The organism is Streptomyces sp. NPDC091271 (genome assembly GCF_044757505.1).
In the GTDB taxonomy this organism is placed as follows: domain Bacteria; phylum Actinomycetota; class Actinomycetes; order Streptomycetales; family Streptomycetaceae; genus Streptomyces.
Genome location: NZ_JBIVVD010000005.1, coordinates 523795 through 540790 on the forward strand (window position 1 = coordinate 523795; position 16996 = coordinate 540790).

Sequence of the window (16996 nt, forward strand, 5' to 3'; positions counted from 1 at the left end):
TGATGCAATCGACCGACGCCTCCGCAGCCTCCGCGCCCTCCGGGCACGACCTCCTGGTCGTCGGGTCGGCCAACGCCGACCTGGTCGTCGGTGTCGACCGCCGCCCCGGGCCGGGGGAGACGGTGCTCGGCTCCGACCTCGTCGTCCACCCCGGCGGCAAGGGCGCCAACCAGGCGGTCGCCGCCGCCCGCCTCGGTGCCCGTACGGCGCTCCTGGCCCGGGTCGGCGACGACGCCCACGGGCGGCTGCTGCGTGCCTCGCAGCAGGAGGCGGGGGTCGACACCGACGGAGTCCTCGTCGGAGGGGCGCCCACCGGCGTGGCCCTCATCACCGTCGACCCCTCGGGCGACAACAGCATCGTCGTCTCCCCGGGCGCCAACGCCCGGCTGACCCCAGAGGACATCAGGGCCGCGGGACCGCTCCTCGCGTCGGCCCGCGTGGTCTCCGTACAGCTGGAGATCCCGTTGGACACCGTCGCGGAGACGGCCCGTGCCCTCGGCCCGGGCACGCGGCTGGTCCTCAACCCCTCCCCGCCCGCGCCGCTCCCCGACGAGGTGCTGGCCGCCTGCGACCCGCTGGTGGTCAACGAGCACGAGGCGCGCTACATCCTGGGGGAGGGCGCGGGCAACACCCCGGAATCCTGGGCCCGCGGACTGACCGCCCTCGGCCCCCGATCGGTGGTGATCACCCTGGGTGCCGAAGGCGCGCTGGTCTCCGACACCCGTGGGGGCGACCCCGTACGCGTGCCGAGCCCCCGGGTCGACGCCGTGGACACGACGGGCGCGGGCGACGCGTTCACCGCGGCACTGGCCTGGCGGCTCGGCCTGGGCGAGGAACTCACCGAGGCCGCCGCGTTCGCCGTACGGGTCGGCGCGGCAGCCGTCACCAAGGAAGGCGCGCAGGCGTCCTTCCCGACAGTGGAAGAGGTCGACGCGCTGTGAAGAAGTCAGGCATCCTGAACCGCCATCTGGCGGGAGCGCTGGCCGAACTCGGTCACGGCGACGGCGTGCTGATCTGCGACGTGGGCATGCCCATCCCTCCGGGCCCCCGCGTGGTCGACCTCGCCTTCCGGGCGGGCGTCCCGTCCTTCGCCGAGGTCCTGGACGGCCTGCTGGACGAACTGGCCGTGGAGGGCGCGACGGCGGCCGAGGAGATACGGGAGGCGAACCCCGAAGCCGCCCGACTCCTGACCGCCCGCCTCCCGGACCTCACACACGTGTCGCACGAACAGCTGAAGGCGCTCACCGCGTCCGCCCGTCTGGTGGTGCGGACAGGGGAGGCCCGGCCGTACGCCAACGTGCTGCTGAGGTGCGGTGTCTTCTTCTGACACCGGCCCCGGCCGGGCCCCTACTTCGGCGCGGCCAACCGGTCGAGGATCTCGAGGTGGGCGGGGGTCGGACGGACACTCCCCGCCGCGGCGTTCTCCTCCAGGTGATCGATCCGGGCCGTGCCCGGGATCGGGAGGACGACCGGCGAGTGTGCGAGCAGCCAGGCCAGGGCGACCTGTGTGGGGGTGGCCTCCAGCTCGGCCGCCACGGCGAGGATCTCGGTGTTCGCCCCGGAGTCGCCCCAGACCACCGGGCGCCACGGCAGGAACGCGATCCCCTCCGCCTCGCAGGCGGCGAGGACGGGCTCGTGCTCACGGTCGAGCAGGTTGTAGCGGTTCTGCACGCTGGCGATCTCCACGGTCTCCCGCGCCTCCGCGAGTTCGTCGGCGGTCACCTCGGAGAGGCCGATGCGGCCGATCTTGCCCTCGTCCCGGAGGTCCCGCAGCGTGCCGAGCTGGTCGGCGAGCGGAGTCTCCGGATCGATGCGGTGCAGCTGAAGGAGTTCGATCCGCTCGACACGCAGGCGGCGCAGCCCTTGCTCCACCTGGTCGCGCAGGACGGCCGGCCTCCCGTCGAGCTTCCAGTCGGCCGAGGGGTCCGGCCGCGTGAGGCCGACCTTCGTGGTGATCAGGAGGTCCTCGGGGTAGGGGTGCAGAGCTTCGGCGAGGAGTTCCTCGTTGGCCCCGCCGCCGTACATGTGCGCGGTGTCGATCAGTGTGATGCCCAACTCGACCGCGCGGCGGGCGACCGAGAGACCGGTCTCGCGGGCGGCCCCCGGTTCGGTCGGCAAGCGCATGGCTCCGAATCCGAGCCGCCGCACCTCTAGATCCCCACCGATACGAAACGCTGTCGCTGTCATATGTCGCGTAGATCCTCTCGGGTCAACGTGACACGTTAGCAGCTCAGTTGGCCGAGACGGCCGGTACTGCGAGCGTGCTCGTCGGGCGTCCGCAACTCCGTTGCGGCAGGATTCCTGAGCCCTTGGACCGTGTCCTATGTGGTGAGGCGGGCGAGGCGCTTGTAGCAACAAAAAGAGCGGCGGCGAGCCCAGGGGAAGGCCAGGTGGTTGCGGGGTAGGCGTTCTCACCGTTCGCTGGACTCGACTCCCTTACGGGCGATGCGCATGCCGATGGGTGCTTGCCCCATAGCCATTTCCGCAGGTGAGGGAGGTCGTATGCCTTGTCCGCACGGAGACGCTGAGGCTTGAAGCACCGGCCGCGGTGAGGTCGTGTCTCGTGTGGTGACCCATGATCACCGGGTTCAGGGCGAGGCTGTCGTGGACGTTCGCGGCGGAGAGGCCGACGAGGAGGGGCAGCACCTTCGCGTCCGACAGGACGTGCGTCTTGCCGGATACCTTCCTTCGGATGTACCGACCACCGGTGCCCGGCCTGCTGAGTCTCACTCGTATGCACTCGCAGGCGCGGGTCCGCGCCCCGCTCTTGGACACCAGCGTCATCCCTGCGGAGTGCCTCCGCTGACTGCAGTCGTGGTCGGTCCGTGGTCTCCGCACGACGTTCGCTCACGGCGTCGAGCAGTAGTTCCACAGGCTCGGTGGGCAGCCTTCGCGAGAAAGGTGCGTGAGATGCCACGAGACGGCAGTGGACGCGCTGCAGCTCAGTCACCGCACCATGCTCACTCGCATAGCCCGCATCGTGGAAAGCTGCGCGCGAGGCTGACGCCGGGCCAGGCCGGCCGGCAGGGGGCGGCAACTCACGCTCGTCAATGCCGCGCCGTACCCTTCCCCCCGGCTGTCCGGGGCGGCATCTCCCTGCTCCGGCCGCTCTGTCACCCGTTTGCGCAGGTGGTGAACGCGCGCGCAGTGGCATGGGTGCCGGTAGACAAGTGGCGTCGTCGTTCGGCAGTTCGTGGGCACGGGACGCGCGCTCGAACAGCTTTTCCATTGTGCAGGGGAGTCCTCGCATGAACGTATCCACCACCGAGCCACCCACTTTGGTGCCCGTTGAGGGACGGGGCCCGGGTAGCGTCGTGATCAGCTGGCTGACCACGACGGATCACAAGAAGATCGGTCACCTGTACCTGGGTGCGTCGTTCTTCTTCTTCCTCGTCGCCGGCGTGATGGCGCTGCTGTTGCGTGCGGAGTTGGCCCGCCCCGGGCTGCAGATCTTGTCCCCGGAGCAGTACAACCAAACCTTCACGCTGCACGGCACGATCATGCTGCTGTTCTTCGCGACTCCGACGTTCGCCGGGTTCGCCAACGCGATCATGCCGTTGCAGATCGGGGCTCCCGACGTAGCGTTCCCCCGGCTGAACATGCTGTCGTTCTGGCTGTTCCTCTTCGGCGGTCTCATCGTCGTCAGCAGCTTGATGACGTCACAGGGAGCGGCCGATTTCGGCTGGACTGCCTACACCCCGCTCAGCGGCGGTGAGCGCACCCCGTACGTCGGCGGCGACATGTGGATCATGGGCCTGGCTCTGTCCGGTTTCGGCACCATTCTCGGTGCCGTCAACTTCATCACCACGATCATCTGCATGCGTGGGCCGGGCATGACCATGTTCCGAATGCCGATCTTCACCTGGAACATCCTGCTGACGTCCGTACTGGTCCTGCTGGCCTTCCCCGTTCTGGCCGCGGCCCTGCTGGTGCTGGAAGCCGACCGGAAATTCGGCGCGCAGGTCTTCAACCCCGAGAACGGGGGCGCGCTGCTGTGGCAGCACCTGTTCTGGTTCTTCGGCCATCCCGAGGTCTACATCATCGCCCTGCCGTTCTTCGGGATCATCACCGAAATTCTCCCGGTCTTCTCCCGCAAGCCGGTCTTCGGCTATGTGGGCCTGGTCGGCGCCACCATCGCGATCGCCGGGCTCTCCGCGACCGTGTGGGCGCACCACATGTTCGCCACCGGCGCGGTACTACTGCCGTTCTTCTCCTTCATGACCTTCCTCATCGCAGTACCGACCGGGGTGAAGTTCTTCAACTGGATCGGCACCATGTGGAAGGGCTCCCTGTCCTTCGAGACGCCCATGCTGTGGTCGATCGGCTTCCTCGTGACGTTCCTCTTCGGCGGACTGACCGGCATCATCCTGGCCTCACCACCCCTTGACTTCCACGTCACCGACAGCTACTTCGTCGTAGCCCACTTCCACTACGTCGTCTTCGGCACGGTCGTCTTCGCCATGTTCGCCGGATTCCACTTCTGGTGGCCCAAGATGACCGGCACGATGCTCGACGAACGCCTCGGGAAGATCCATTTCTGGACCCTGTTCATCGGCTTCCACACCACCTTCCTCGTCATGCACTGGCTCGGCGCTGAAGGCATGCCCCGCCGCTACGCCGACTACCTCGCCGCCGACGGCTTCACCGCCCTGAACACCGTCTCCTCCATCGGAGCCTTCCTCCTGGGCGGCTCCACGCTTCCCTTCCTCTACAACATCTGGAAGACCGCCAAGACCGGAAAGCGCATCGACGTCGACGACCCCTGGGGCTACGGCCGATCCCTGGAATGGGCCACCTCATGCCCGCCGCCGCGACACAACTTCCTCACCATGCCCAAGATCCGCTCCGAATCGCCGGCATTCGACCTCCACTACCCCGCCGTCGCCGATCTGGAAAAAGCCCGGCACGGAGGCCGACGAGACGTCATCGAACCTGGGATGGGCGTCGCGCCCCCGTTGGGCAACGAGGACAAGGGCCGCGACGACACATGAAATCCGCATCCCCGCCCCCTGGGCTGCCAACCCCGGGCCCTGCTGCGGGCATCCATGAGATCGAGCGCTTCCTGGCGGCGCAGACCGAATTCTCCCGCGCCCGGCAGGTGGCAGAGGTGTTCGCGGACCGCATGCCCCGCCTCACCACCACCGAACGCCAACAACTCGCAACCCTCTACACACGCGAGCACCTCAAGGCCTCCCACCGCCTACGCACTGAATTGGTCCGACAGCACGCCGCCCACAAGGCCCACGACCTGCTACGCCGCCGATGCGTCGCCGTAGCACTCCTCATCGGCGCGGCTGGCGCCGGCTTTGCTCACTTCACCCTCCAGGCCCTCACCACCCGCTAACCGACGGGTATGTAAGAGGGGATGGGTCTTCACGTCGAGTGTGGGCGGCCGTAACGACAGGCCGCCCATACATCTTGCTTCGCGCGGGGAACCGCCACTGCGGCACCGGCGGCCTGATGCCACGTGCTAGGAGAGGGGGGCCGGCGACGCCCAGGGAGTCGCCTCCGTCGTCGCCCTCCTGGCCGGCACAGGCCAGAGCACGACCTCCTCGGCAAAGGCATGGCTGAAGGTGTGCTGAACGACGTCTTTGAGCCAGCCCCGCCGCTGGGCCGGCGATCCATCGCCGGACTCATAGAGCCCCATCAGACGACCGAGCTCGCCATGGTCGCGCCGTTGACGTACCAGAACGCTTCCCAGGCCCCCTAGTTCATGGATGGTCCGGTCGGCGATAGAAGCAACTGTGGCTTTCCGTGGCCATTGTGCATCTCTCTTTCATGAAGCTCATCGTCGGCCGGATCAGCGGGGCGAGCGACGGAGCTCTGCTCTCCAGGCAGATCAGGACAGCGGCGCATTCCGTGAGTCGTAAGAGCCCTGGAACAAGGTGGTCAACGCTCTTGGCCCATGGCTTTGCGCACGGCGTCCTTGGTGCGGTCCATCAGTGCGGCCACCGGGCCGAGAGCCATGTTGGCCGCGCCGGACTCGACTCCCGGGTGGGGGCGGGTGGGAGCCATGGCTTCAGCGGCCTTGACCGCCTTGGCCATCGCCGCGAGGTTCGTGAGATCGGTGCTGCGGCGAATGTGGATGAATTCGTACCTCTCTTCGGCGCGGGCGTGCTCCTGGACGTCCGTGCGCAACTTCATGAACCGAGGCATAAACGTCGGGTCGTCGGTGTCCAGATCGTCGAGCGCCGCCAAGGTTTCCTTGGCGGCCTTCTCCTCGGCCAGACGGTCCTCGACGATTTGCTCGCCGCCCGGGAAGCTGCGTCGGGCGAAGGGATGGACGACTTCCTCTTCCGCGGTCTCGTGGACGGCGAGCAGGCGCACCAGGCGGCGGAACGCGTCGCGGCGGTCCTCACCGGCCCCGGCCTCGACCTCGTCGAACAGATTGCGGATGTCGCCATGTTGTCGCATGAGCAGTGCCACGACGTCGGCGTCCTGAGCCTGGTCGTCACCGGCATGCGGGGTCTGAAGTTCGGACATGCCGGGCCTCACTTCTCGCGCATGGCGGGATCGGGGTGCTCGCCCTCGGACTGCACGCGGTACTCGCGGCCGAACACGGCGTCGTGCTCCGTGATGACCCGCTCGCTCGGAGGCTCCTCACCGCCGTGGATCTGCTCCTGCAAGGCCTCGAATCGCTCGTGGGCCTCGCGTACGTAGCCGGCGCCCAGAGTCGTCAGATCCATCTGGGTATCCAACAGCTCGCGCACGTACGCCTTGTTCGGTTCGAAGGTGAGCACGTTGGGCAACTCGGGAGCCAGCACCGACTCCGGTTCGCGACCGTCATGGCGCCGCATGAGGTCACACGCGATGTGAAGGTGCTCGAGCTCCATGTTCAGGTGCAGCTCCCAGATGGCCTTCACCTTGGGGTCGCTCTCCTGCTCCATGAAGGAGTGGTAGAGGTAGCACTCGTTGTACTCGTGGTTGACCAACTGCTCCCACCACGTCTCACCCGGGTCCACCAACGACTCGTAGTGGGTGACGTGCTCTTCCTCGATCAGCCCGATCTCCTGGTAGAGCTGGCGGGCGATCGGCTCCATGTAGGTGGGGCCGGTGTTCATGTAGAAGTTCATCGTCTGCTGCTCCGTCGACATGATCGTCAGCGCGTGGAGCTTCGACAGCGGATTCGTCTCGTCCTTCGCGTACGAGTCGCGGACGTTGTCCACCGGGTCACGGTGGTGGTACTTCGTCGGCCGGCCGGGCATCACCTCGGTCAGCCCGTCCACGATCGCCTCCGCCTTGCGGTGCTCGATCATCTCGTACAGGTTCGCGTACCGATACAGGTGGTCGAAGTCCTCCAGCACGCCGAACTGGTACGCCTGCTTCAGATACGGGTCCGGCTCCATGCGCGCGACCCAGGCGGTGAGGTCCACCGCCACCTGCTCGTAAGCGATCGTCGTCTCCAGCACCGATGAAACGCCTGGCAGAAGCCAGTTCACCACCTTCTGCTGCTGCGCCTCGATGTAGCGCGTGCGGGCCAGCTGCCGTTTGATCTCGGGGTCCGGGCAATTCCGCGCCAGCTGGTGGCTGAACAGGATCGCCTCGACCTCGATACCGTTCATCGTGATGATCCGGCACCGGGTGTAGGGGTCGCAGTGGTCCGGATCGATCGGCTTGACGTTCAACTCACGCCAACTGCGCAACTGCCGGTCCAGCGGGATACCACGCTGCTCAAGCGGATTGAAGGTCACCAGAAGTCTCCTCGGTGGGACAGACGGACGGAGCACCCTCGTAGTCGCGATCCAGCTCTGCCGAGCGTCCGCAGGGCACCACCCGCCATGCTTAACCCCGAACGACAGGAGCCGCTATTGCACACGCCCAGTCAGACCTACCGGGGCCCGTATGACGTAATCCCTCCGCCCCGCCGTTACCACGCTGGGCGGCACAGTAAGAGCGCCAAGACGCCAGTCGACCGGGCCCGCAAGAAGGCCGCCGCAGCCGACCAGCGGCTGCGCGCGTCGGCCTCTCCGCCGCGCACACCCACGACAGCCTCGCACTGAAGCCGATGGCCGAGGGTCACCACACGAGACACGACCCCCACCGCGGTCGCTACTTCAATCCCCACCGTCTCCACATGGACCAGGCATACGACGCCCCCCACCTGCGGAAATGGCTCAGAGACAAGCCCATCGGTGTTCGCGTCACCCGCAAAAGCATCGAGTCCAGCGAACGCTCAGGGCGAGCCTCACCCCATAGGACGCGGTATAGAATCGGGCCTGTGACTGCCGGGTCGGCCTTGGGCCATGTACGAGAGAGAAGCCCGGCTCCTGCATGAGCGCATGGCGGGCGCGAGCCCCGCCACCCTGTCGTGTTCTCCCGCCCGGCGCCCTGCGCGGCGCCCCCTTCCCAGCGGAATCCACGACACGGAGAAGCAGCAGACATGTCCCACACACAGCAGCAGGACCCGCACAGAAGCGAGCAGGGCGTCGACGTCGTCCAATTGGACCACCACGCCGTGTTCGCCAGAGACCGCAACCTGTCGGCCGAGTTCCTCGCCACCGTCCTGGGCCTTGAGGTCGGCCGCCCGTTCGGGCCGTTCCTCCCTGTCGACCTGGGCAACGGCGTGACGCTCGACTACTACGAACTGCGGGGCGAGCCGGTGCAGTCGCAGCACTATGCCTTCCTCGTCCCCGACGCACAGTTCGACACCATGGTCGCCCGGCTCGAGGCGCTCGACGTCACCTACTACGCCGACCCCCATCACAAGGAACCCGGCCGTATCAACCGGCTCTTCGGTGGCCGCGGGGCCTACTTCAAGGACCCGGACGGCCACAACATGGAGATCATGACCCGGCCCTACACCCGTCCCAGGTAGCCGCCGCCGTCATGCGTCCGTGAGCCCGTCGACCAGCGTGGCCAGCGCCGTGGCGAGTGCGTCGAGCCCCGGGCCGGCCGGGCCGCCCGGCTCGGTCATGTACAGGTCGCGCCGGATCTCGATCATCAGCGCGCCGACCCGCCGGTCCGTCCCGTAGTGCTTCAGCGGAACATACGTACCGGGGAACGGGCTGTTCAGTCCCGTGCCGCCGAATCCAGCGAACGCCGCCTCCGCCCGGGCCAGAAGCCCGGGCGGAGTGTGGAAGCCGTCGGTGCCCAGACAGACCGGAGGCCGCGGGCCGGTGCCGTGCAGCTCGTACGGGAGCGCGATGGCCGGGTAGGAGTGGACGTCGATGACGACGGCACGGCCCGTGGCGGCCAGCCGGTCGTCGACTGCGGCGGTCATCGCGCGGGCGTAAGGGCGGAAATAGCGGTCGAGCAGCGGCTCCGGATCCTCACCGGGCGGACGGAGCCGCTCCCGGTGCGTGGTGCGCGTGTAGACCGCGCCCATGCCGGCGGCCAGCATCTCCTCCCGGTCGTCGGGGAACCGCTCCGGATCGACGACCAGCCGCGACAGGCCGTTGACGAAGCGCCAGGGGGCCACCGCGCTGCCCGCGGAGGTCCTGGCGGCCAGGTCGGCCGTATGGGAGTCCGTGATGTGGTCGAGTTCGGCGTCGAGGGCCTTGTCGTCGAGCACGATGCCATGGCGCACGCGCTCCGGGACGACCCGGGAGGAGTGGGGGACATGCAGCAGCACCGGAGACCCGGCGGCGCCGGGCAGGAGCTGGAAGGGGGACGGCTCGGGGCTCAGGAGTCGGCCCTCGTACGTGAGGCCTCGGGGTGGGGTGCGATCGCGTAACCCGCGAGGGCCGGCTCCAGCAGATCGAAGGCGGCGACGGCCTCTTCCCCGATGATCGCGGCGATCTCGGGGTTGCCCCTGCCCGCCAGCGTCAGTTCCTGGATGCGCCGGAACAGGACGCGGTGCACCCCGCCGAGCAGGGCGGCCGCCGTGCACGGGGTGATGTCGTCGGCGGAGGTGTTGGTCGCCTCGGCGAGCACCTCCGCCAGAGCGTCCTCGCGCCGGTCGTGCAGGCCGCGCAGGCAGGTCGAGAGCGTCGGGCTGTCGGCGACCATCCGGGAGAACCTGGGGCCGGCGAATCCCACTACCGGATCCTGCGCCGCGGCGGAGGCCAGGAAGCCGCGACGGAGCGCGGCGAGAGCCGATTCACCGGCGGCGCGGCCGGCGACCGTACGCGCCAGGCTCGCCACGAACTGGTCCTGGTGGTCCAGCGCCAGATCCTCCTTGCGCGCGAAGTAGTTGGTCACCGTCTTCTTCGCGACCCGGGCGGCGGTGGCGATCTCGGCGATCGTCGTCCGCTCGAAGCCCTGCTCGACGAAGAGCCTGGTCGCGTGGTCGGAGATCGACTGCCGCGTCTCGCGCTTCTTCGACTCGCGAAGTCCGACGGTCTCGGTGCTCGCCTGGATGCTCATGAGTGAAGTTTATACTCGTCGTATCTTTTTTTACGCCGACCGGTGTGAGACCCGGACGCCGCCGCCCCGCCGACAAGGGCCGGTGGGGCGGCACGTGCGAAGGGAGAGGTCAGTTCGCCCAGACCTCGGCGTCGTCGGCCGGGACGGTGGTGGCGAGCTTCAACTCCTTGCGGGCGGCGACCGTCTTATTCGGGTCGATGCCCGTGAAGGCGAGGTCGTAGGCGATGTAGAAGTCGTCGATGCTCCCGGCCGAGGCCGCCTCCTCCCACGCGCCGGCAGTCTCCTCCAGTCGCGTGCGGAGCTTGGTGGTCTCCGGCTGCTCCATGCTCTTCAGATCGGCCACGTGGGCGTTCAGCGCCGAGGAGACAGCCTCGGCCTGCTCCTTGTAACCGGCCAGGTCGTTCTCGATCTGGTCCGCCTCGGGCTGGTTGTTCCAGAAAGCCTCGTAGACGGCGTTGGAGCCCTTCAGGTATGCCAGCTGGTCGGCGTTCAGGGACTTGCTCTCGAGCGATCCGGAGAACGTGCCCGACTCCTTGGCGTACGTACAGCTCACCGCCCGGTCGCCGGTCTTCCAGGTCTCGCTGGTGGGGTAGTAGTAGAAGAGGCCGACGCCCGCCGGGACCGCCCAGGTGTCGGAGATGAACTTCTGCGACTCCACCGGGCACTGCTTGTCGGCGATCTTCGTGGCCCCGTCGTCACCGGGGTATGCCGACTCTCCCTTGATGCTGAACTCGCCGACGACCTGACCCTTGTGCGCCTCCCCGCACGGGACGATCTCGACGCTGAATTCCTGGCTCGCGGTCGCCCCGCTGTTCGGGTTGTAGCAGTCGCCCGGAGTGAGCGAGAAGACCGACCGCTGGCGAATCGCCTTCTTGGCGCCGGCCTTGGCGCTGTCGATGGCATCGGCGCAGCCCACCGCGCCGATCGCGAGAAGGGCGACGGCGGCGGATATGCCGCGCGCTGAACGGGACGTGACACCGAAAAACATGACGTGGGCATCCTCAAGCGGAAGAGCTGTGAACAGGTGTGCGCATCGTATGGCATATGTGTGACGGCTCTGTGTGCGGGTGGAACGTGCGCTTGTGGCATTTTTACGTTGACGGTCAGTGTTGGCCAGGGCTAAAATTACGTCCATGGTAAAAATGTTCTCGCATGAAAGGTGGGGTGCGGCCCAGTGGAGCGGCAACGCCCCTTGCTGGTCCATCAACTGACGAACTGTCACCTGACTTCCCCTTGAACGACATCGCCGCAGGAGTCCGCATGCAGATCACCACGTCCACCGTCTCGCTCACCATCGACGACGTCGCCGCGTCCAAGGTCTTCTTCACCACCCACCTCGGGTACAGCGAGACCGTCGCCACCGAGGACTTCGCTTCTCTCGCCCGAGAGGACGCCGCGGTCGATATCGTTCTCCTGCGCCGCGGCATCGACGTCCTGCCCGCCGCCCAGCGCGACCAGCATGCCTCCGGACTGATCCTCGCCTTCACCCTCACCGGTCTGGAGGACGAGGAGAAGCGGCTGCGCGCGGAAGGCGTCGAGATCACGATGCCGCTACGCGAAGAACCGTGGGGCGAGCGCCTGTTCCAGATCACCGACCCCAACGGGGTCGTCGTCCAGTTCGTCGAGTGGGCCGCAGCGCCGGATTCGGAGCACGCATGAGGACATTGCAGACCGTGGCACTCCTCGCCTCGGCCATGGGGACGGCCCTGATGGCCGGGCTGTTCTGCGCCTTCTCCTACGCCGTCATGCCGGGCCTGTCCCGCGGCGACGACCGGGCGTTCGTCCAGAGCATGCAGCACATCAACCGGGCCATCATCAACGGCTGGTTCCTCACCCCCTTCCTGCTGCCACTACCGCTGCTGGTGCTGGCGACGGTCCTCGCCGCGAAGGGGCACAGCGGGGGAGCCCTGCCGTGGATCATCGCCGCGCTGGTGCTCTACGGGGCGGCGTTCCTCGTCACCGGAACGCAGAACGTCCCGCTCAACGACACACTCGACAAGGTGCCGCTCGACTCGGCCCCCGACCGGCTCACGGAAGCGCGCGCCGCGTTCGAGGACCGCTGGGTCACATGGAACACCGTCCGCGCCGCCCTCCACACCGCGTCCCTCGGCGCCCTGCTGTGGGCGCTCTACGTCCATGGGACGGCCGTACGGGAGTTGAGCTCCTAGGGGATCCACGGGAACCCGGGGGGATCAGGCCGCGATCGCGACCGCCGGCCTGGTCAGGGCGGGGGAGCCCGACTGCACGGGAGCCGGGGTGAAGACGACCACCCGCAGCAGTGCGAACCGCCCGACCCCGGCCGCCGCGGACGCCGACAGATAGACGGTCTGCTCGACGAGCGCGGAGGGAGCGGACTGCACGCTGTGCAGCACGAGCAGTGCGCCGGTGGTGAACGCGTAACTCACCACCACCGTCAGCCCGGACTGCAGGTGGACCCGCCACCCCGTGCGGTCGCTCCGGAAGGAGATCCGGCTGTGCAGCTCCGTCGCTATCACCGTGGAGACGACGGTGATCACGGCGTTGGCGAGGACCAGCGGTATCCGCTCGCCCAGCAGCACCAGCGCACCACTGGCGGCCAGTCCGACTCCGCCCCCGCAGACGACGAAGCGCACGAACGCCGCGGCCAGCGGATGGGCGGTGCGCTTCGTCGGCAGGTGCGATCGGGCGGTCACGGGGTTCCTCCGGGTGGGATGCGGGGACGGTCCTCTGATTCCACCCCACAACCTAGGGACGGCACGTCCCCCCAGCGATGCAGCCAGGCCCCGACTTATATGGGGGCTATCCCCCAGGGGGACTGGGGGATACCCATCCCCCCGGCCGGTCATGACGCCCAGCACCGACCGCCGGTCATGGCGCACAGCACCGCGTGACCACCGGCGCACCTCTCTCGTTGACCAAGGCCGCGCACCCCCGCCCTGCGGCCCCGGTGAGGAGAGGAGCGGCCATGCACGAATGCCCGCCACTGAGCCCGTCGCAGAGGACGCCGGACGTCCCGCCGAGCCTGCGGGCATCCGGCCCGCTGCCGTGGCTGACGGCGCTCGCACTGGTCTTCGCCGCAGTCCAACTCGCCTTCGTCGTACCGGGTTCAGGGCTGGCATGGGACGAGACGGTCTACGTCAGCCAGGTCGGCGGCAACGCCCCTCCCGCCTTCTTCAGCGCCCCCCGCGCCCGGGGTATCTCCTACCTGGTCGCTCCGGTCGCCGCGCTCACCCCCTCCACCACCGTGCTCCGGATCTACCTCGCCCTGGTGTCCGCCGCCGCCCTGCTCCTCGCCCTGTGGATCTGGCGGAAGGCGCTGCCCACACCCGTACTCGTAGGCGCGGGCGCACTGTTCGCGGGCCTGTGGCCGACCCTGTTCTACGGCCCCGCCGCCATGCCCAACCTGTGGTGCGCGCTGGGGGCACTGGCCGCGACCGGGTGGGTCGTGAGGGCCCTGCGCGGTGGAGCCGGGCCGACGGAGACGGCAGGCGCGGGCGTGGCCGTGGCGCTGGTCGCTCTGATGCGGCCGGCCGACGGCTTCTGGCTCGCGCTGCCGCTGGCCCTCGCCGTCTCCCTGGTACCCGGCCGACGCCTGCCGCGCCTGTTCGCTGCGCTCGCCGGCGGACTCGTGGCAGGCTGCGCGCCCTGGGCCGCCGAGGCGTACGCCCACTACGGCGGCCTCGGCAACCGACTGCACCGGGCCGGCGAGATCCAGGGCGGGCTCGGGTGGAACTTCGCGGTCGACGACCACCTGCGATCGCTCGCCGGCCGGACCCTGTGCCGCCCCTGCGACATCGGCTGGGAGAACCCGGCCACAGCCGTGTGGTGGGTGGCACTGCCCCTCCTCGCGGCCGGCGGGATCGCGGCGGCCCGGCGTGCGGGCCGAGGTGTCACGGCACTGCTGGCGACGGCGACGGGCCTCTCGTCGGCTGTCCCGTATCTGTTCCTGGTCGAATACGCCGCGCCCCGATTCCTCCTCCCCGCCTACGCGTTGCTGGCCGTGCCCGTGGCGGAACACGTGGCGCACCTCTACGCCCGGACACGGCGCTCACGCCGCCCCGCGGGAGCCGCCGCGCTGACGCTGGCCCTGGCCGCTCATCTCACCGTCCAGCTCTCCGTGCTCAGCCATGTCGTCCGCACGAGCCACGCCACGACCGCGGAGTTCGCCGCCGCCGCCGGGGCGCTGAACCGGCTGGGTGTGCGTCCGCCCTGCGTGGTCAGCGGTGACCAGGCCGTGCCGATCGCCTACTACGCCGGCTGTGCCTCGCGCCAGACCGACGGGCACGACGCGAGCATCAGCCCCGAAACCCTCCACGACCTCGCGCGGCGCGTACCCACGGCCGTCCTGGTGCCCGAGGGCGGCGCACCGCCCCCGGGCACCGGCGCCACGCGGGCGGTCCCCCTGCCGGCCGGCCGTGGCCCCGGCCCCCACCGGACCTATCTGCTGCCGGGCCCCGCCACCGGCTGGACGGCGGCCACCGGATAATCGGCTGACCGGACCGTCCGACTCGCCTATTGTCGACGTGTTTCCCACCGGGAAGCCATGTCACGACGTGGAGGACGACTGTGCGTTATCGCAAGCTGGGGCGTAGCGGACCGCGGGTGTCGGAGATCGGATACGGCGCCTGGGGCATCGGCGAGTCCAGCTGGGTCGGAGCCACCGAGGACGAGTCCGTACGCGCCCTGAACCGGGCCGTGGATCTCGGGGTGAACTTCATCGACACGGCGCGAGGCTACGGCGAGAGCGAGCGCATCGTCGGCCGGGTCGTCCGCGAACGCACCGGCGACGACGTGCTGGTCGCGACCAAGGTGCCGCCGAAGAACAGGGTGTGGCCGGCGCCCGACGGTGTGGACCCTGACGAGGCTTTCCCCGGCGAGCACATCCGTACGAGCCTGGAGACCAGCCTCCGCGCCTCCGGCCTGGACCACTTCGACGTCCTGCAGTTCCACGTCTGGAACGACGAGTGGATGGGCCGCGGGGACTGGCTGGAGACCGTCGCCGACCTGAAGCGGGAGGGCAAGATCCGCCTCTTCGGTGTCTCCGTCAACGACCATCAGCCCGACACCGCCCTCGCGCTCGTCCGCAGCGGGGCCGTCGACAGCGTCCAGGTCATCTACAACGTGTTCGACCAGGCGCCCGCCGACGCGCTCCTGCCGGCCTGCGAGGAGCACGGCGTCGGTGTCATCGTGCGGGTGGCGCTGGACGAAGGCGGACTCACCGGGCGGATCACCGCCGGCACGACCTTCCCCGAGGGCGACTGGCGCAACCGCTACTTCCGGGGCGACCGCCCCGCGCAGGTGGAGCGGCGAGTGGCCGCGATCGTCAGCGACCTCTCCATCGCGCCCGACGAGATCGCCGAGAACGCGCTGCGGTTCGTGCTGAGTTCACCGGCGGTCTCCACCGTGATCCCGGGCATGCGCTCCGTACGCAACGTCGAGCGGAACACCGCGCTGAGCGACGGCCGCACCCTCACGGAGGACCAGCTCGCGATCCTCGCGAAGCACCGGTGGCAGCGAGACTTCTACGCCTGACGTGACCGGGCGGGGGCCGTCGCCTCCGCAACCGGCCGGCCCCGGTCATGCGCGGCCCAGGTCTCCGGGGGCGTCCGGATGCGCTGCCCGCCACGCAGCCATCGAGCGGTCCCACTCGTCCCCGGAGAGCGCGGTGAGGGAGGCCGGAAAGAGGCCGTCCTCCTCCTTGGTGATGTGGCGGTGCAGCTCGTCGACGGCCTCCCGCAGCTGTACGACGTCCTCGGCGCGGCCCAGATCGACCCGGTCGAGGAACGCGGCGAGTTCGCGGTGCTCCCGAACCAGGGCGTCGATGTATCCGGCGTACTCGGGGTCGCCGCCCATCACCGCGAAGAGCCCGTCCTCCTCGCCCTGCCAGTGGGCGAGGAGCTCCTGCCCCATCCGGGCGACCAGCTGCCCGGCGAGTGCCGGTTCGCCGTGGTCGAGGGCGCGCACGGCGTCCCCAGCGGTGTCGGTGACGGACTCGTGCTCCGCGATGAACTCCTTGATCAGCGGAATCTCACGGCAGCCGCAGTAGTGGCACACTCGGTCACCGTAACCGGGCACGCGCCTCGTGGGCGGCAAGTGGGGACATGCCCCTATCAGGCGGTCGCCTCCGGCTGCTTCGCGACAATCGGGTGGATCCGCGCCTCCACGCGACGGAGATGGTCCCGGTAGTCCCGCGTGTCCAGAGCCAGGGAACGGTCGAGCCGTGCGGCGTTGAAGAAGATCTCCTCATGCTCCAGGACCCCCGGGTCCACGACGAGTTCGAGATCCGGGTGGAAGCTGAACGGCAGAATGGTGCCGCTGACGCTCCCGGACAGTGCCTCGGCCCTGTCCGGCGAGGCGAACGACACGTAACTGCCCTCCGCCAGGGCCTTCAGGCCCGGCAGGTCGACCCGTGCGTCACCGGGGACGACCGCGAGGAAGTACCGCTTGGTGCGCTTGCCCGTCTTGACCATGACGACCAGGCACTTGGCCCCCTGCGCCACCGGATGTCCGCGGTACAGGCTGACCTCCTCGGTGCGCCCTTCCGGGGCGTGGTCGATGACGCGGTACCGCGCACCGTTCTCGTCGAGCAGCGCGATGAGCCGCAGGTACGCGGCGTCGCCGCTCGGGTCCTCCGCCGGCTCCTGGGAGACGGACGCGAACTGTTCGGGCACGTGCACCAATCCTTCGTCGAAAATGCGCTTGCTATGAGCCC

Annotated in this window: 18 protein-coding genes and 2 pseudogenes; 10 read left to right on the top strand and 10 right to left on the bottom strand. The window is 68.9% G+C overall.

Going from position 1 to position 16996, the window contains the following annotated elements:
* The first annotated feature begins 2 nt into the window (after nt 1–2).
* Both ACIQM3_RS23525 and rbsD read left to right on the top strand, forming a co-directional pair.
* On the top strand, nt 3–941 hold the full coding sequence (locus tag ACIQM3_RS23525; RefSeq protein WP_401627236.1) for a ribokinase: 939 nt from the start codon (nt 3–5) through the stop codon (nt 939–941).
* Nucleotides 938–1327, top strand: a complete 390-nt coding sequence (gene rbsD / locus ACIQM3_RS23530; protein WP_401627237.1) for a D-ribose pyranase — start codon at nt 938–940, stop codon at nt 1325–1327. Before ACIQM3_RS23525 ends, rbsD begins: the two co-directional genes overlap by 4 nt.
* A gap of 20 nt (nt 1328–1347) precedes the next feature.
* Here rbsD and ACIQM3_RS23535 read toward each other — a convergent pair whose 3' ends face one another.
* Nucleotides 1348–2187, bottom strand: coding sequence for an aldo/keto reductase (locus tag ACIQM3_RS23535; RefSeq protein WP_401627239.1), 840 nt, complete (start codon nt 2185–2187; stop codon nt 1348–1350).
* 134 nt (nt 2188–2321) lie between these two features.
* Nucleotides 2322–2691: pseudogene (locus ACIQM3_RS23540) on the bottom strand (transposase); the annotation flags it as partial.
* A gap of 557 nt (nt 2692–3248) precedes the next feature.
* On the opposite strand from ACIQM3_RS23540, the gene ctaD reads away from it, so the two are divergent.
* A complete protein-coding gene (gene ctaD, locus ACIQM3_RS23545) occupies nt 3249–4991 on the top strand; it encodes a cytochrome c oxidase subunit I (RefSeq protein ID WP_401627241.1) in 1743 nt (580 codons plus the stop codon).
* A complete protein-coding gene (locus tag ACIQM3_RS23550; protein ID WP_401627242.1) occupies nt 4988–5344 on the top strand; it encodes a hypothetical protein in 357 nt (118 codons plus the stop codon). The genes ctaD and ACIQM3_RS23550 overlap by 4 nt, the downstream gene beginning before the upstream one ends.
* A 545-nt stretch (nt 5345–5889) precedes the next feature.
* On the opposite strand, the gene ACIQM3_RS23555 is transcribed toward ACIQM3_RS23550, so the two are convergent.
* Both ACIQM3_RS23555 and ACIQM3_RS23560 read right to left on the bottom strand, forming a co-directional pair.
* Nucleotides 5890–6483, bottom strand: a complete 594-nt coding sequence (locus ACIQM3_RS23555; RefSeq protein WP_401627244.1) for a hemerythrin domain-containing protein — start codon at nt 6481–6483, stop codon at nt 5890–5892.
* 8 nt (nt 6484–6491) lie between these two features.
* Nucleotides 6492–7691: a hypothetical protein gene (locus ACIQM3_RS23560; RefSeq protein WP_401627245.1), complete on the bottom strand. Its 1200-nt coding sequence runs from the start codon at nt 7689–7691 to the stop codon at nt 6492–6494.
* A gap of 266 nt (nt 7692–7957) precedes the next feature.
* Here ACIQM3_RS23560 and ACIQM3_RS23565 point away from each other — a divergent pair.
* Both ACIQM3_RS23565 and ACIQM3_RS23570 read left to right on the top strand, forming a co-directional pair.
* A pseudogene (locus ACIQM3_RS23565) lies at nt 7958–8182 on the top strand (IS5/IS1182 family transposase); the annotation flags it as partial.
* Nucleotides 8183–8380: 198 nt separating this feature from the next.
* Nucleotides 8381–8815 carry a VOC family protein gene (locus ACIQM3_RS23570; RefSeq protein WP_401627247.1) on the top strand — a complete coding sequence of 145 codons (435 nt, stop codon included), beginning with the start codon at nt 8381–8383 and terminating at the stop codon, nt 8813–8815.
* Nucleotides 8816–8824: 9 nt separating this feature from the next.
* Here ACIQM3_RS23570 and ACIQM3_RS23575 read toward each other — a convergent pair whose 3' ends face one another.
* From ACIQM3_RS23575 to ACIQM3_RS23585, 3 genes are all read right to left on the bottom strand, one after another.
* The gene (locus tag ACIQM3_RS23575) at nt 8825–9625 is read right to left on the bottom strand and encodes an N-formylglutamate amidohydrolase (RefSeq protein ID WP_401627448.1); all 801 of its coding nucleotides are present in this window, start codon (nt 9623–9625) and stop codon (nt 8825–8827) included.
* The gene (locus ACIQM3_RS23580) at nt 9622–10305 is read right to left on the bottom strand and encodes a TetR/AcrR family transcriptional regulator (RefSeq protein ID WP_401627249.1); all 684 of its coding nucleotides are present in this window, start codon (nt 10303–10305) and stop codon (nt 9622–9624) included. Before ACIQM3_RS23580 ends, ACIQM3_RS23575 begins: the two co-directional genes overlap by 4 nt.
* 109 nt (nt 10306–10414) lie before the next feature.
* On the bottom strand, nt 10415–11293 hold the full coding sequence (locus ACIQM3_RS23585; protein WP_401627250.1) for a septum formation family protein: 879 nt from the start codon (nt 11291–11293) through the stop codon (nt 10415–10417).
* Nucleotides 11294–11565: 272 nt separating this feature from the next.
* On the opposite strand from ACIQM3_RS23585, the gene ACIQM3_RS23590 reads away from it, so the two are divergent.
* Nucleotides 11566–11964, top strand: a complete 399-nt coding sequence (locus ACIQM3_RS23590; RefSeq protein ID WP_401627252.1) for a VOC family protein — start codon at nt 11566–11568, stop codon at nt 11962–11964.
* Nucleotides 11961–12473 carry a DUF1772 domain-containing protein gene (locus ACIQM3_RS23595; RefSeq protein ID WP_401627254.1) on the top strand — a complete coding sequence of 171 codons (513 nt, stop codon included), beginning with the start codon at nt 11961–11963 and terminating at the stop codon, nt 12471–12473. The genes ACIQM3_RS23590 and ACIQM3_RS23595 overlap by 4 nt, the downstream gene beginning before the upstream one ends.
* A 24-nt stretch (nt 12474–12497) precedes the next feature.
* Here ACIQM3_RS23595 and ACIQM3_RS23600 read toward each other — a convergent pair whose 3' ends face one another.
* Entirely contained in the window at nt 12498–12977 is a 480-nt protein-coding gene (locus ACIQM3_RS23600; RefSeq protein WP_401627256.1) for a hypothetical protein, read from the bottom strand.
* 272 nt (nt 12978–13249) lie between these two features.
* Between ACIQM3_RS23600 and ACIQM3_RS23605 the strand changes: the two genes are divergently transcribed.
* Both ACIQM3_RS23605 and ACIQM3_RS23610 read left to right on the top strand, forming a co-directional pair.
* Complete coding sequence (locus ACIQM3_RS23605; protein WP_401627258.1) at nt 13250–14770, top strand: hypothetical protein; 1521 nt, start codon at nt 13250–13252, stop codon at nt 14768–14770.
* A gap of 80 nt (nt 14771–14850) precedes the next feature.
* Nucleotides 14851–15816 (top strand): aldo/keto reductase, encoded by a 966-nt coding sequence (locus ACIQM3_RS23610; RefSeq protein WP_401627259.1) that lies wholly within the window; start codon nt 14851–14853, stop codon nt 15814–15816.
* Nucleotides 15817–15861: 45 nt separating this feature from the next.
* On the opposite strand, the gene ACIQM3_RS23615 is transcribed toward ACIQM3_RS23610, so the two are convergent.
* On the bottom strand, nt 15862–16338 hold the full coding sequence (locus ACIQM3_RS23615) for a hemerythrin domain-containing protein (RefSeq protein ID WP_401627261.1): 477 nt from the start codon (nt 16336–16338) through the stop codon (nt 15862–15864).
* Between the two features lie 56 nt (nt 16339–16394).
* Nucleotides 16395–16955: a YbaK/EbsC family protein gene (locus ACIQM3_RS23620; RefSeq protein WP_401627263.1), complete on the bottom strand. Its 561-nt coding sequence runs from the start codon at nt 16953–16955 to the stop codon at nt 16395–16397.
* Between the last annotated feature and the right edge of the window lie 41 nt (nt 16956–16996).

Coding starts and splice junctions, on each gene's coding strand:
- ACIQM3_RS23525 (WP_401627236.1), top strand. CDS start 3: ATGCAATCGACCGACGCCTCCGCAGCCTCCGCGCCCTCCGGGCACGAC.
- ACIQM3_RS23535 (WP_401627239.1), bottom strand. CDS start 2,187: ATGACAGCGACAGCGTTTCGTATCGGTGGGGATCTAGAGGTGCGGCGG.
- ctaD (WP_401627241.1), top strand. CDS start 3,249: ATGAACGTATCCACCACCGAGCCACCCACTTTGGTGCCCGTTGAGGGA.
- ACIQM3_RS23550 (WP_401627242.1), top strand. CDS start 4,988: ATGAAATCCGCATCCCCGCCCCCTGGGCTGCCAACCCCGGGCCCTGCT.
- ACIQM3_RS23555 (WP_401627244.1), bottom strand. CDS start 6,483: ATGTCCGAACTTCAGACCCCGCATGCCGGTGACGACCAGGCTCAGGAC.
- ACIQM3_RS23570 (WP_401627247.1), top strand. CDS start 8,381: ATGTCCCACACACAGCAGCAGGACCCGCACAGAAGCGAGCAGGGCGTC.
- ACIQM3_RS23580 (WP_401627249.1), bottom strand. CDS start 10,305: ATGAGCATCCAGGCGAGCACCGAGACCGTCGGACTTCGCGAGTCGAAG.
- ACIQM3_RS23585 (WP_401627250.1), bottom strand. CDS start 11,293: ATGTTTTTCGGTGTCACGTCCCGTTCAGCGCGCGGCATATCCGCCGCC.
- ACIQM3_RS23590 (WP_401627252.1), top strand. CDS start 11,566: ATGCAGATCACCACGTCCACCGTCTCGCTCACCATCGACGACGTCGCC.
- ACIQM3_RS23595 (WP_401627254.1), top strand. CDS start 11,961: ATGAGGACATTGCAGACCGTGGCACTCCTCGCCTCGGCCATGGGGACG.
- ACIQM3_RS23605 (WP_401627258.1), top strand. CDS start 13,250: ATGCACGAATGCCCGCCACTGAGCCCGTCGCAGAGGACGCCGGACGTC.